The following is a 13,783-nucleotide window of genomic DNA, read 5'->3' as shown; positions in this document are numbered from 1 at the left end:
GCGGACCCGCGCCCTGGGCGCGGCCCGTCCGCGTGCGGCAGCCCGAGGTCGAATCAACTCCTCTGGGGCTCCTGGGACTTCAGGTAATCGATCAGCAGGTCGACCACCGCTTCCAGATGACTGCTGTCCCCCGTGGACCGGAGCACCTGGACGCCCCCCTGAATACCCGCGATGAAGGCGGCCGCAGCACGGTCCGCATCGAAGGCGGGCCCGATGAGACCTTGCGCCTGCATGGCGGTGATCCCCCGATGGATGAGGCCCTCCCACTCGGCGAGCAGCGTCGAGGCCACTTCGGCGGCACCCGGCGTGGTGCCGACCTGGTCCATCAGGCTTGCGAGCGGGCAGCGCGGCCCCTGAGCGCGATATCGGGCCACCAGCGCCTCCCGCCAACGAGCCCAGGCCGACCAGGACGTCAGCGCGTCGATATGGGGCTGCTGGTCCGTGATGACACGCGCGGCCTCGAATCGGGCGGCGGCAAGCAGAAGTTCCTCCTTGCCGCCGGGGAAGTAGTGGAACAGCTGCCCCTTGCTGGTCCCGGTGATCGCCTTGATGTCGTCCAGGGTCACGGTTCCCGGGTTGTCGCTTCGAAGGTGCGCCGACGTTCCTTCGATGATGCGCTGCCTGGTGGCGCGCCCTTTAGCGGTCAGTGCCATGTCTGCAGCCTATCTCCCAGCACCAACTGCTGGTTCAGGAATACCAGCCCATGGCCTGATGGACAACGGACCAGCCACCATTTCTGGACTTGCTGGTCCAAAATCTGAGTTCTACGCTCACGGTCATACCCAACCGGCTCGCCAACGCCGGCGAGCCGCCCAATCCTCTGGAGGTCCCTGCCATGTCCGATGTCACTCGGCACGATGCGTTCGTCCGCGATTTCGTCAGCGCCTTCAACGCCAAGGACGCGGACGCGCTCGTCCCGTTCCTGACCGAGGACGTGACCTTCTCCGCCTACGGCGACGAGCCGGTCCACGGGCGCGCAGCGGTGATCGCGCTGTGGAAGGGAGTGTTCGCGAACTTCGCCCAGGTCCGCTTCGAGACCGTGCACCAGGCGGTGAACGGCGACGTGGTCATCGCCGAGCAGATCCACGGGCTCGCGCTGCCGGGAGGGAAGCTGGCCCCGGTGATGAACATGGCCGTCTACGAACTGCGCGGCGGCAAGATCGCGGCCTGGCGTGACTACACCAACCCCGCCTACGCCGCCACGCTCCTGCATGCCTGATCCGATCGCTCAGCGCGAGGAAAGCGCGGGCTGTTCCCTGACAACCCGGGGCCGGTTGCCCCGCGAGGCAATCACCGCCTCTCCAGCGGCGGTTGTCGACGACAAAAGGAGGTATGCGCTGTGCGCGCAGTAGTGGTGGAAGAGTTCGGCGGCCCCGAGGTCCTCAGGGTGCAGGATTGGCCCGACCCCGAGCCGGGACCGGGTGACCTCGTGGTGGACGTCGACTTCGCCGGGGTCAACTTCATGGACACCGGTTCGCGTGTCGGATTCGGTCTGGTCGGCGAGGTTCCGGCAGTCATCGGAGTCGAAGGCGCAGGCCGGGTCGCCGCAGTCGGCGAAGGTGTCAGCGGATTCGCGGTGGGCGACCGGGTTGCCTGGGTCTCGGTCTACGGCAGCTACGCACAGAAGATCGCCATGCCTGCCGACCAGGCGGTACCGATTCCGAATGACATCCCGAGCGACATCGCTGCCGCCGTGATGATGCAGGGGCTGACCGCGCATCACTTCGTCACCGAGTCAGCACCGTTGGCAGAGGGCGAAACCGCCCTCGTGCACGCGGCGGCCGGCGGCGTGGGGCGTATGGTCACCCAGTTGCTCAAGTTGCGGGGTGCCACCGTGATCGGCCTGGTCTCCCGCGAAGAGAAGGTCGCGGCCGCCAAGGCCGCGGGGGCCGACGACGTACTCGTCTCCTCGGACGGCGACTTCGTGGACCAGGTCATGGCTCTCACCCACGGCGAGGGCGTGCACGCGGTCTTCGACGGCGGGGGTGCCAGCACCTTCTGGCCGTCGATCGAGGTTCTGCGGCGGGTCGGCACGCTCGTCTACTACGGTCCGCTGATCGGCGAGATCCCCATGGTACGGATGTTCGACATGCCCAGGAGCATCCGGATCACCTACGCCGTGTTCGCGGACCACATCCACAGCCGGGAGTTGCTGCTCAGGCACGCCGGGGACCTTTTCGAGAAGATCCGCGAGGGCAAGCTCAGGGTCGACATCACCGAGCGCTACCCGCTCGATGGGGCCCCGCAGGCCCACCTCGACATCGAATCGCGGCGCACCTCGGGGAAGCTGCTGCTGGACCCGCGACGGTGAGCCCCCGCCTTCGCGAACAGGACCGGGCGAGTCCCTCGTTCGTCGAAGCGGCCGTGTCGGCCGCTCCCATCCGCTCTGATCCCACCGGGCCGCCCGCCAGGTAGCGGACGCCTTTGCTGCCCTGCGAGCCCAGGGCAGAGCTCTGGCGGTGTTCACCGGCGCTAGTTCGCGGGCGGCTGGGATGCTGTTGGAGTCCGCAGGCTTGCCGGTTGACGTGCTGATCGGCGGCGACCAGGTGGCGCGTCCCAAGCCAGCGCCGGACGGAATCCTCTTGGCTGCTGAGGAACTCGGCATCGATCCCGTGGACGTGGCCTATGTCGGCGACTCGCCACTTGATCTGCGTGCCGCGACGTCCGCAGGAAGTCACAGTGCCGCAGCGGCCTGGGGTCACATGTACGACCAGGCGGAACGGGCGGATGTTGTGCTGTCGGGGCCTCTGCAGGCGCTTGACCTCCTGTTCGTCGGCAAGCACGTGATGTGACGCATCACTTTCCACCCTGGCCCAGGGCGGCCAGCCGCCGCCAGCAGATGAGTGCGCACCCGAGGATGAGGAAGGCTTCGTGGATGTCGTCGCGGATCTCCCAGCGGATCCGCAGGCGGCGGAACCAGTGCAGGTGGGCGAAGGCGCGCTCCACGACCCAGCGTTGGGTACCCAGGCCGGAGCCGTGCTCCGTGCCGCGGTCGGCGATCACCGGTTTCACCCCGAGTTTCCGGACGAGGCGGCGGTACTTGTCATGGTCGTAGCCGCGGTCGCCCAGCACGATGTCCGGGCGGCGCCGTGGCCGGCCGCGTTTGCCGCGCACGGCCGGCACCGCTTGCAGGAGCGGGATCAGTTGGGTGACGTCGTTGCGGTTGCCGCCGGTCAGGGTGGCGGCGAGCGGGATACCGGTGGCGTCGGTGATCAGGTGGTGTTTGCTGCCGGTTCTGCCCCGGTCAACAGGACTTCGTCCGGTCTTGGGTCCCCCTTTAACGCCCGGATGTGGGAGCCGTCGACCGCCGTATGGGAGAAGTCCAGGACGTTCGCGCCGCGCAGTTTCGCCAGGAGCACCTCGTGCAACCGCGGCCACACTCCGGCCTCGGTCCACTCGGCCAGACGGCGCCAGCACGTCATGCCCACTGGCCCTTGTTCCGGCCCGCCCAGCCGCGCCCCCTGCGCCGCCACAAGCCCCGTGTGGCGCCTGGGAGCACACCGGGCAGGTTCTCCCCCACCCGGCTTGACTGGATCGTGCCCTACCATCCCTGACGGCCCGTCCGGACCCTGAACACTATGGGGGATACCGGAAACACCACACCAGGTCCGGACAGTACCGACAACGCGTTCCACGCCCTCCTCGAAGGCGCCACCGCCCCACGGCCGCCCGCCCCACCCGACTGCCCGTTCTGCGACCTCCCACAGGACCGCTACGCCACCCACTACGAAGGCCACTGGGTCCTCCTCGAACCCCGGATCATCGTCCCCGCCCACACCGTGCCCCCACGCCGACGCTGGATCATCACGTCGGACGGGGCGGCGATGAACCTGTGGGACGCCGAGCCCCTCCCGGGCACCCAGTGCCGGATCGCTCACCGCACAGTCTGCCCCTACCTCCAGCCCGAAGACCCCTGGCCCTGGACCACCGTGCTCCGGCAGGAGAACGAACGACGGGCGCAGCGCCTGTTCAACCTGCCCGGCGACTGGGACTTCCCCGCCACGGGCTGACCATCGGGCCGCCCGGTACCGTGTTCGACGGCTGGGCTTCGGTTCACCACCCGGTGATCAGTTCTTCACCCCGGCCCATGTGCCCCGGATCAGCGCCGTCTCATCGGGGCGCCACGCCGGCCACCGCCACGGCGGGCCGGGGCGCGTTCCCCGCGCGGCGTCGCCAGTAGGCGGCGGTCAGCCAGCCGAGCAGCGGGCCCCACAGCACGAGCGGCGCGTAGGCGGCGGCCAGCAGCGCCGAGTGCCAGTCGTGCAGGGTCATCGGGTTGTCGGGCGGCAGCGGCCGCCACTCGGCGGTCCGGCCGAACGCCCCGGTGACGGCGGCCCAGCTCCACATCGCGGTCAGGATCGTGGCGCCGAGCCCGGCGGGAATCACGGCCGCGAGCACCGGGACCGGCCGGCCCCGCAGGCGCGGGATCCAGCGCGGCCACACCTCGCCCCAGCCCGCGATCAGGCCGAAGGCCAGCAGCGCCAGCACTTCGGACAGGACCGAGATCAGGAGGACGTAGACCTCCATCGGCAGCCAGACCGGAACCTGCCCGTGCCCCGGGTGCAGACCGCCGTCGAGCGGCAGGTGGAAGGTGATCCCGGCGATCCGCCAGATGCTCGCGGGCAGCACGGTGAACGGGATGACGGCGGCCGCGAGGCGGGCACCGCGCGGGACTCCCGCCACAGGGGTGTGGACGGCGGCCCAGGCGACGCGGAGCCGTCCGCTCGGCGTCAGCTCGCTCATCTCAGCGTCCTTCCGTGGTGGCGCGGCGGCGGTAGTAGGCGTGGGTGACGGCGCCGACCAGCACCGGCCAGGCCATCAGCGGCAGGTAGCAGGCCACGAACAGCACCTGCGACCACCCGCTGACCTCCAGGTGCGAGGTGGCCGTCCCCTTATCGCCCATCGACGGCGTGAAGTGGATGTGGAAGAGGATGGGGTTCAGGAAGAAGTACGCGGCGAGCAGCACCAGCAGGGTCGCGCCGACGGTCGCCGGGATCACCGCCGCCTTGATCGCCACGCGGCGTCCGCCCAGGAGGGGTATCCAGCGCGGGAAAACCTCGCCCCAGGGCTTGACCAGACCGAGGGTCAGCAGCGCGAGCCCCTCGGAAACCGCGGACAGGAGGAGGACGTAGAGGTAGTCGCTGAGCTGGGAGCGGTAGCCCGGGTTCGCGGAGTGGTCGACCCCGGCCACTCCGGCGGTCATGAGCAGCCGCCAGACGCTGGAGGGCAGTACCACCAGCGGGACCGCGTGCGCGGCGAGCCGGGCCCAACGGGGGGTGCCGGGGACGTACTTCGGCTTCGCGGAGCCCCGATTCGTGCGCTCGGACGTGGTGGCGGTGGTCGGTCGGGCCGACTGGGTCGCTGTCATGCCCCAAGTCTGGTCAGGCCACCACCCGCGCGGACATATGCCGTTGGGCACCGAGATCGCGGACGGGCCGGTCGGGGATATGCCGAAAGGCACAGGCGCGCCCGGTGCCCGCACGCGTACCGTCGGGGTTGTGTTGATCATCATGGTCCCGGCCGTCCTGTCCGGCGCGGCGGCGCTGCTCGTCTTCGCGGGCCGGTCGCGGTCGCGTCCGCTGATCGCCTGGGCGACCGGAGCCGCCGCCGCGGTGTCGCTCGTCGTGACGGTCGCTCATCCGTCCGGAGCGGCTGGCCCCGGGCCGGGCACGGTGGGCACGCTGGAAGCCGTCGCCCTGCTCGCCGTGCTGGTGCCGACCGCGCGCCACGCCCCGCCGCCGCAGGCGATCGCGGCCGGAACGCTGGCCCACCTCGCGGTGACCCTGTGGGTGCTGCGCGCCTGGAGCACCGACTCGGTCCGCGGCATCGTCGGCGCCTGCGTCTTCTGGTCTCTGCTGGCAACCGGCGCGGCGGCGGGCGGGGTGTACCTGCGGGTGCTGGACGCCCGGCGGGTCAGCTCGGTGGCCGAGGCCCGGCGACGGCAGCGCCTGGACCTGGCCCGGGATCTGCACGACTTCGTTGCCCACGACGTCAGCGAGATGGTCGCGCAGGCGCAGACCGGGCGGTTCCTCGGGTCGGACGATCCGGGTGTCGCGCTCGACGCGCTGCGGCGGGTCGAAGAGGCCGGGCTCCGGGCTCTGGCGGCGATGGACCGCACCGTGCACATGCTGCACGACCAGCAGAACGGCGATCCCCGGCAGTCGGTCAAGGGCCTGGACGAGGTGCCCGAACTGGTCCGGCGCTTCCGCGAGTCGAGCGCGGGTCGGACCGAACTCGCCGTCGCCCCGGGCCTGCTCGACCACGTCGACCGCGAGGTCTCCGGCACGGCGTACCGGATCGTGGTGGAGGCGCTGACCAACGTGCGTCGCCACGCGCCGGACGCCGACGTGACCGTGACGCTGGACCGGTCGGCGTCCGCACTCACCGTCGACGTCAGCAACGGCGCCCCGGCCGGACGGCCGCAGCAGCGCGGCGACCGGGCCGGTGGGCTGGGGTTGCCCGGCCTGGCCGAGCGGGTGGCCTCGCTCGGCGGATCACTGACCGCCGGGCCCCGCCCCGGCGGCGGCTGGCACCTGGCGGCCGAGCTGCCGCTCGCAGGCGACCGAGGCACCCGTCGACCCTCCCTCCCCACCCCCTTCCGCCCCGGAAAGGCCCAGCCCCGATGAGCAACGCCCCGACGACCACGGCGCCGACCAGCACCGGACCGACCAGCACCGGACCGACCAGCACCGGCCCGATCCGCGTCCTGCTCGCCGACGACCAGGAAAGCATCCGCAGTGCCTTCCGGATGGTCCTTGACGCCCAGCCGGACATCCAGGTCGTCGGCGAGGCCGCGGACGGCGGCGCCGCGGTCGAGCTGGCTCGGAAGTTGCGGCCGGACGTGGTCCTCGCCGACATCCGCATGCCGCGCGTCGACGGGCTCGAACTCACCCGCCTGCTGGCCGGCCCCGACGTGGCCGTCCCGCTCCGGGTGGTCGTGGTGACCACGTTCGACCTGGACGAGTACGTGCATGCCGCGCTCCGAAACGGCGCCGCCGGCTTCCTTCTCAAACGATCGGGTCCGACCCTGCTGATCGAGGCGGTCCGCGCGGCGGCGGTCGGGGACACCCTGATCAGTCCGCAGGTCACGGTCCGGCTGCTGCGCGAACTCACCGCCGGTCCGACCGCGACGGACCCGGACGAAAGAGCGGAGCCGCTGACCGACCGTGAGCGGGAGATCGTGACGCTGCTGGCCGGCGGCAGCACCAACGCCGAGATCGCGGCGCAGCTTTTCATCGCCACCGGGACGGTGAAGAACCACGTCGCGAGCGTCCAGCGCAAGCTGGGGGTGCGCAACCGGGTCGGCATCGCCGCCTGGGCCTGGGAGCACGGGGTCTGCCGGCCCTGACCCGGCCTCACCTGTGAAGGTACTCGAACGGAGTCGAGCGACTGATCAACAGGCTGAAAGGCTTCCGAGCCGTGGCGACGCGCTATGACAAGCGCGCCTACGTCTTCCACGGTACGGTCACAGCCGCCGTCCGACTCTGGCTCCACGAATGACGATTCACCGGACACGGCCCAGTTCGGGCCCCTCGGTGGTGTCGGTGTCCACCCACACTGCTGGGCAGTTCCCTCCGCCCGAGTTCGGGTCCGTACCGAAGAAAAGTAACGCCATGGTCCCCTCCGGCCAGTAGCGCGGCGCACCCGCCGACCGCTGCCCCACCATTGGGCGCACAATCGCTGTGCGGGCGTCAGCGATTCTCAATTCGGTATGGGGCCTGCGGCCGTACGTCTGTCGCGAAGTGCTCTTGTGCGCGTCGGAGTTGGCGGGTCATGTTGGGCGGGTAGTGACGGGTCAGGGGCACGGCGTGGTGCCAGGGGTGGGGGATCGGTTCTTGTCGAACGGGCGTGTGCGGCTCAGTGGCGGGACAGCGTGGCAGACCGATTTCCGGCGCCGGACCACAGGTCGTCCGAGTCTGAGCACGATGGACATCGCGACGATCCGCCGTTCGCTGAACGGCACGCTCATCGAACTGCAGGGTGCGATCGATCGCTTTGACGTGGCCAAGGCGGCGGAACTGTTCGAGTGGGCCTGGCATCAGGCGGCCCAGGCTCCGCCGCGCGAGACCCGGGAGCAGCGGGCCCAGCTGAAGGAGCTCAAGGAGGCGTTGGCCTCTCGCCGGTGGCGGGAGGAGAAGCGACGCCTGGCCGCGCAGGAGGTGCGCCCGCAGTCGGTCGAGGCTCCGCCCGTGCCGCGCCAGAGGCGCAAGAAGCGGCTGGCCTCCGAACAGGCTCCCGTCGTGCAGCCGAGGACAGTGTGGTCCTCCGACGCACCTCGTACCCCCGCTCCGGCCCCGGTGTGGCCTCCGGTGCGGGTGGTGCCACGCCTATCGGCGACCCGCGATGCTCCGCCCATGTCCTCTGCGGAAGTACATCCGGTTCCTCGGGACGGTCAGTCGGGGCTTCTGAAGGCGGGACGGCTCGCGGAGCTCGCGACCGACTTGCGGCCGTTGCTGGAGCAGACCGCTCGGGCCGGGGCCACCATCACGTGGTCGGCGATCCGCAAGCGCCTGCCCGCCCTTCCGCGTCTGCACCGCGATGACGAGAGCGTCCTGCTGTGGCTCGTCGACGACGACCGCGATCAGGGTGAGCCGCTGCTGTCAGCCCTGGTCACGGTCGGCGACCGGCAGATGCACCCGCGGTTCCCCGCCGTCGCCGAACAGCTCGGTGTTCCCACCGGACGCGCATCGACGCAGCAGCGCTCCGCACCACAAGAACGATGACCTGCTTGTTCTGCTGCGCAGGACCACCAAGTGCCTCCAACTGACACCTGACCTCCCCGAGTTTCCACTCCCGGCTGCCCTCCGCGAGAAGGCCGGCCCGCCATGCCTCCAGCAGCCGCGTATTCTCCTGGATCCGAAGCCACGCAGCGCGGAACTGTCGCTGTGCTGCCAGCAGCAACCTCTCCAACTCGGTCTGCGTGAACGACTTCTTGCTTGGGCTGGGCAGAGGGATGCGTTTGGCGCCTCGACCTACATACACCCTGTTCTCCGGCCACATACCCCATCACCCACTGATAACCACCCACTGATGACCAACCACTGACACCACCCCACACAGTCACACGGTGGGTCTGCGCCGAGTGTGGCGGCATTCGGCCATGGCGGACATCCGCCCCACTCGGTCCGTTGATCCTGCCCGGACCCAACTGCGAGATTGGCCAGGCGGCTCAGTTCTCAGGTGTTCCCGTGTCTGCGGGCTTGGCCGCACGGTGATGTTTCACTCCTTGGTTAGGAGCACGATGGCGCGACAAAGACGAACAGGTGTGATTGCCGCGGCGTCAGCCGTGTTGATCGCCGCGGCGCTGATTGCGCCTGCGGCCGCAGCCGCCGACCCGACCAGCCAGACTGGCTCCGAGCGTGCTGGCGCGAGCAAGGTCGAACCCGCTGACCCCGACGGGCCACAGGGGCCGGGTCGGTCGCCCGTTGCTGGGCTCGACGACCGGGCCGGGCGCGACAACCCGGATTCGATCTACAGGGCGGGGAAGACCGACGGGTTCCAGCCGCTGACCGACGATTCGCTGTCGGATACTGCGGCCGAGAAGCTGGGCAACGCCGACACCAGGCTGCTGCAGCAGGCGCAGGCGTCGAAGAAGAAGTCTGTCACGGTGTTGATGCTGGCCCGGAAGGGCGCGACCGAGGACGTCGTCGCCGCGGTGGAGAAGGCCGGCGGGACCGTCGGGTCGGTGACCGGAAAGGTCGGCTACGTCCGGGCGACCGTCCCGACCGACAGCGTGACCACCTTGGCCGGCCTTCGGTCGGTCGCGGCGATCGACCTGAACCGGACGTACAAGATCCCGGGCCCGGATCTGGGCGCCGCGAGTGCGAGGACGGCGGCAACGAAGGCCGCGGGGCCGACCGCGCCCGGCGCGAACACGCCCGCCGACAACCCGTACCTACCGATCAACGAGACCGGCGCCGAGGCCTTCGTCAAGGACAACCCGGCCTGGGACGGGCGCGGCACGGTCGTCGGCGTGCTGGACACCGGCGTCGACGTCGAGCATCCCGCGCTACAGACGACCAGCGACGGCAAGCCCAAGATTGTCGATTGGGTAACCGAGACCGATCCGGTCACCGACCGCGACGGCAGCTGGGTGCGGATGTCCACCACCAAGACGGGTCCGACGTTCAGCTACCTGGGCAAGACCTGGACGATCCCGAAGGGCACGTTCCAATTCGGCGTGTTCTACGAGAGTGCGACGGCCGGGAGCGACTTCGAGGGCGACCTCAACCGAGACGGCGACACCCGGGACTTCTACGGGGTTCTGTACGACCCGACCACACACAGGATCTGGGTCGACGGCAACAACAACCAGGACCTCACCGACGAGACACCCATGGCCCCGTTCGCGGTCGACCGCCAGGTCGGCCACGTCGGGAGCCACGACCCCGCAACACCGCAGAACGAGCGCATCCCGTTCGTCGTCGAGTACCGCGACAACGTCGATCTCTCCCCGCTCGGCGGCAGCAACGTCGGCAAGACCGCGAACTACGTGTCTATCGGGTTGCCGGTCGCCTCGCACGGCACCCATGTGGCTGGGATCGCCGCCGGCACGTCGATGTTCGGCGGTCAGATGCACGGCGCCGCACCGGGCGCGCAGATCGTGTCCGCCCGCGCCTGCACTTGGGGCGGTGGCTGCACCCAGGCGGCACTGACCGAGGGCATGATCGACCTGGTCACCAATCGCCATGTCGACGTCGTCAACCTGTCCATCGGTGGGCTTCCCGCGTTGAACGACGGCTCCGACGTGATTGCCGCGCTCTACGACAAGCTGATCGACCGCTACGGCGTGCAGATCATCATCGCCGCCGGCAACGACGGCCTCGGCACCAACACCGTCAGCTCGCCGTCCGTGGCGGGCAAGGCCATCTCGGTCGCCGCGTCCGTCAGCTCCGACACCTGGTGGGCCGGCTACGGGTCGAAGGTTGCCACCAAGCAGGGCATCTTCGGCTTCTCCTCCCGCGGCCCCGCTGAGAACGGGGCGCTGGCGCCGCAGGTGTCCGCGCCCGGCGCCGCCATCTCCTCGATCCCGATGTGGCTGTCCGGTGAAGCCGTCCCCGAGGCCGGGTATTCGCTGCCAGCCGGGTACGGCATGGCCAACGGCACCTCCATGGCGGCCCCGCAGGTCGCCGGAGCGGCGGCGCTGCTGCTATCGGCCGCCAAGGCCCATTCGCTGACGGTCAGCTCGGCGGCGCTGAAGACCGCCCTGACCGGCACCGCCGAACCGATCCCCGGCGTCCCGACCGTCGCGCAGGGCGCCGGCATCATCGACACCGTCGCGGCCTGGAAGCAGCTCAGCGCTGGCATCAACACCAATGAGCTCACCGTGTCGGCTCCCGTTTGTAGTTCGCTGTCCGGCCTGCTCGCGACTCCGAACACCGGCGTCGGCATCTACAACCGTTGTCTGCCAACGGATGGCGGCCAGGTGACCGGTGCGCAGGAGACCTACAAGGTCAGCGTCACCCGGACCAGCGGTGCCGCCGGGAACGTCGTGCACCGGATCGGTTGGATCGGCAACGACGGCACGTTCAGCGCCCGCGCGGCAATGCCCCTGCAGCTCGGAAAGGCGGCCGATATCACGGTCACCGCGACCGCGACGACCTCCGGCGTGCATAGCGCGATCCTGACCATTGATGACCCGGCGACGGGCGGCATCGACCAGTTCGTCGCCGTCACCGTGCTGGCGACCAAGCCGCTGGCCAAACCCGACTACGCGGTCACCAGTTCCGGCACGCTCGGCCGAACCGGAACCACCTCGCTGCTGGTGCCCGTTCCCAAGGGCGTCGAAGCACTGCAGCTGACCCTGGGCGGGCTCGCCGACGGCAGCCAGGTCCGCGCATTGCCCATCGACCCCTACGGCATGCCCGCGGACTCCAACGCCAGTTACCACTGCTACACCAACTACACCGACCCGGCGAACTGCAACGCCAGCGCACGACCGGTGTACCGACCCACACCCGGCATCTGGGAGTTCGTGATCGAGTCTCGCAGGACGTCTCCGGTCGAACAGAACCCGTACACAGCGACGGTTTCGCTGCAGGGCATGTCGTTCGATCCGGGGACCGTCACAGTCGACAAGGTGACGATGAACTCGCCGACGAATGTCGGCTCGACGGGGACGAACACCTTTGGCCCCGCGATCGCCCACGTCGCAACCGGCGAGATCGGCGATGTCCGCAATTTGTTCTCGACGGTCTCGCAAGGCGAAATCACGTCCAACATGCTCTATGTTCCGCGTCGGACGACCCGGCTCGACGTGACGCTGACGCCCAGAGACGCTGCCGACCTGGACTTCTATGTGTATTTCAACGGCAGGCCGATAGGCCAGAGCACCCTGACCGGGGACTCGCCCGAGCACATCGTCATCGATGATCCACAGCCGGGTACGTACTTCATCGTGGTCGCGGGAGTCGCCGTGCCCGGAGACAACGTCACGTTCGACTACCACCAAGAGATGTACTCGAAGGGCCTCGGCACGATCACGCCGAAATCCGACGCGAAGTACACGGTTGCCACGGGCCAGTCGATGCCGGTCGACGGGGCAATGATCGTCAGCGCTCGGCAGTTGACCAAGGATCCCATGATCGGCCGGGTCCGAGTGGCCAACGAGCACGGCACGATCATCGGGGCGGCGGACGTCACGATCGCCACTGTCGATGTCCCCAAACTCGATCTGGTCGCGTGGGCCCCGCCATTCGTCGGCGCGGCTCTCAATGAGAGCGGCGTAGTCGCGGGGGATCGCCAGTACAACGCCAGGATGACGCCGACCACCTGGACGGCCGCCGACGGGTTCACCAACCTGGATCTTGCCGGGGGCAGGTACGGATCGGCTCTGGACCTGAATGACGGCCAGATCGCCGTCGGTATCGCGACGGACAGTGAATTGCGTACTCTTCCCGCCCAATGGGCCAAGGATGGATCGCTCAACGTGCTCGGCGTCCCGGATTGGCGGCCCTATTCCAGCGGCTACGCGACCGGCGTGAATAACAAGGGGGTGGTCACCGGATTCTCCGAAGCAATCGTCAAGGAGTCTGACGGCAAGAACCACAGCTACAGTGACGGGTTCGTGCGGACGCCGGATGGGACGTTCAGCAAGCTGGCCCACCTGTCCTCGGATCTGACGGTAACCCAGCCGCGCGCCATCAACGATGCCGGAATGATCGTCGGTACCTCGCGCACCGATGGCCATGTGCCGCACGCGGTCGCCTGGGATGCGACGTCAGGTGTTATTCAGGATCTCGGCACGCTTCCGGGACAGAATTCGGCCCAGGCGAACGATGTGAACGCCTCCGGGACTATCGCGGGGACAAGCGGTGACGACGCGTTCGTGTGGACCAAGGCCGGCGGAATGCAGCGCCTTGCCGACTACGGATACAACGCGACCGGCGAGAAAGTCACCGACGACGGGTGGATCCTCGGAACTGTCGAACTTTTCCCGGACGTCGCGGTGTCGGCGATGTGGGACCCGCAGGGACGGCTCTGGGATCTGTCCGGCATGGTGCCGCTCTCTGTCGGTGATCGATTCACGCCGACCTACAGCTTCGACATCAACGATCACCACCAGCTCATGGTCTACGGCGAGGGCGGCCCGAACGCTGCCTGGTCCAGCTCGGTGATGCTGAGGATCCCGGCAGGTCTGGGCAACTAGGGCGTGTTTCGAAAGTAGCGCCGTCCGCCCGTAGGGCGGGCCTGGCGGCGTCTGGTGCGTGCGATCGCAAGGCGGAGGGTCGCCTCGATACTGGGCGTATCGGGGCGAGCCCGACAACGCGGCGAGCGTGCGTGC

Annotated in this window: 10 protein-coding genes and 3 pseudogenes; 9 read left to right on the top strand and 4 right to left on the bottom strand. The window is 69.1% G+C overall.

Annotated features, from left to right (window positions below):
• Positions 1-53: 53 nt before the first annotated feature.
• Positions 54-653, bottom strand: a complete 600-nt coding sequence (locus AB0915_RS28345; RefSeq protein WP_366693774.1) for a TetR/AcrR family transcriptional regulator — start codon at positions 651-653, stop codon at positions 54-56.
• A gap of 182 nt (positions 654-835) precedes the next feature.
• On the opposite strand from AB0915_RS28345, the gene AB0915_RS28340 reads away from it, so the two are divergent.
• From AB0915_RS28340 to AB0915_RS28330, 3 genes and pseudogenes are all read left to right on the top strand, one after another.
• Positions 836-1,219 (top strand): nuclear transport factor 2 family protein, encoded by a 384-nt coding sequence (locus tag AB0915_RS28340; protein ID WP_366693773.1) that lies wholly within the window; start codon positions 836-838, stop codon positions 1,217-1,219.
• Positions 1,220-1,339: 120 nt separating this feature from the next.
• Complete coding sequence (locus tag AB0915_RS28335) at positions 1,340-2,311, top strand: quinone oxidoreductase (RefSeq protein ID WP_366693772.1); 972 nt, start codon at positions 1,340-1,342, stop codon at positions 2,309-2,311.
• A gap of 109 nt (positions 2,312-2,420) precedes the next feature.
• Positions 2,421-2,792: pseudogene (locus AB0915_RS28330) on the top strand (HAD-IA family hydrolase); the annotation flags it as partial.
• Positions 2,793-2,796: 4 nt separating this feature from the next.
• Here the strand turns inward: AB0915_RS28330 and AB0915_RS28325 are convergent.
• Positions 2,797-3,425, bottom strand: a pseudogene (locus AB0915_RS28325) (IS5 family transposase); the annotation flags it as partial.
• Positions 3,426-3,578: 153 nt separating this feature from the next.
• Here AB0915_RS28325 and AB0915_RS28320 point away from each other — a divergent pair.
• Positions 3,579-4,010: a DUF6083 domain-containing protein gene (locus tag AB0915_RS28320; protein WP_366693771.1), complete on the top strand. Its 432-nt coding sequence runs from the start codon at positions 3,579-3,581 to the stop codon at positions 4,008-4,010.
• Between the two features lie 100 nt (positions 4,011-4,110).
• On the opposite strand, the gene AB0915_RS28315 is transcribed toward AB0915_RS28320, so the two are convergent.
• A complete protein-coding gene (locus AB0915_RS28315) occupies positions 4,111-4,743 on the bottom strand; it encodes a hypothetical protein (protein WP_366693770.1) in 633 nt (210 codons plus the stop codon).
• Between the two features lies 1 nt (position 4,744).
• Positions 4,745-5,368: a hypothetical protein gene (locus tag AB0915_RS28310; protein WP_366693769.1), complete on the bottom strand. Its 624-nt coding sequence runs from the start codon at positions 5,366-5,368 to the stop codon at positions 4,745-4,747.
• A 130-nt stretch (positions 5,369-5,498) separates the two neighbouring features.
• Here AB0915_RS28310 and AB0915_RS28305 point away from each other — a divergent pair, with 130 nt between their 5' ends.
• The 5 genes and pseudogenes from AB0915_RS28305 to AB0915_RS28285 all read left to right on the top strand — a co-directional run bounded on the left by AB0915_RS28305 (position 5,499) and on the right by AB0915_RS28285 (position 13,648).
• On the top strand, positions 5,499-6,626 hold the full coding sequence (locus AB0915_RS28305; protein WP_366693768.1) for a histidine kinase: 1,128 nt from the start codon (positions 5,499-5,501) through the stop codon (positions 6,624-6,626).
• A complete protein-coding gene (locus tag AB0915_RS28300; RefSeq protein ID WP_366693767.1) occupies positions 6,623-7,348 on the top strand; it encodes a response regulator transcription factor in 726 nt (241 codons plus the stop codon). Before AB0915_RS28305 ends, AB0915_RS28300 begins: the two co-directional genes overlap by 4 nt.
• A 26-nt stretch (positions 7,349-7,374) precedes the next feature.
• A pseudogene (locus tag AB0915_RS28295) lies at positions 7,375-7,500 on the top strand (IS5/IS1182 family transposase); the annotation flags it as partial.
• Positions 7,501-7,925: 425 nt separating this feature from the next.
• The gene (locus AB0915_RS28290) at positions 7,926-8,723 is read left to right on the top strand and encodes a hypothetical protein (protein WP_366693766.1); all 798 of its coding nucleotides are present in this window, start codon (positions 7,926-7,928) and stop codon (positions 8,721-8,723) included.
• 377 nt (positions 8,724-9,100) lie between these two features.
• Entirely contained in the window at positions 9,101-13,648 is a 4,548-nt protein-coding gene (locus tag AB0915_RS28285) for a S8 family serine peptidase (RefSeq protein WP_366693765.1), read from the top strand.
• Positions 13,649-13,783 lie beyond the last annotated feature (135 nt).

The organism is Streptomyces sp. NPDC048411, from assembly GCF_040704695.1.
Classification (GTDB): domain Bacteria; phylum Actinomycetota; class Actinomycetes; order Streptomycetales; family Streptomycetaceae; genus Streptomyces.
The sequence above is the reverse complement of the archived record's forward strand: the minus strand, read 5'-3'. Positions and strand labels throughout refer to the sequence as shown.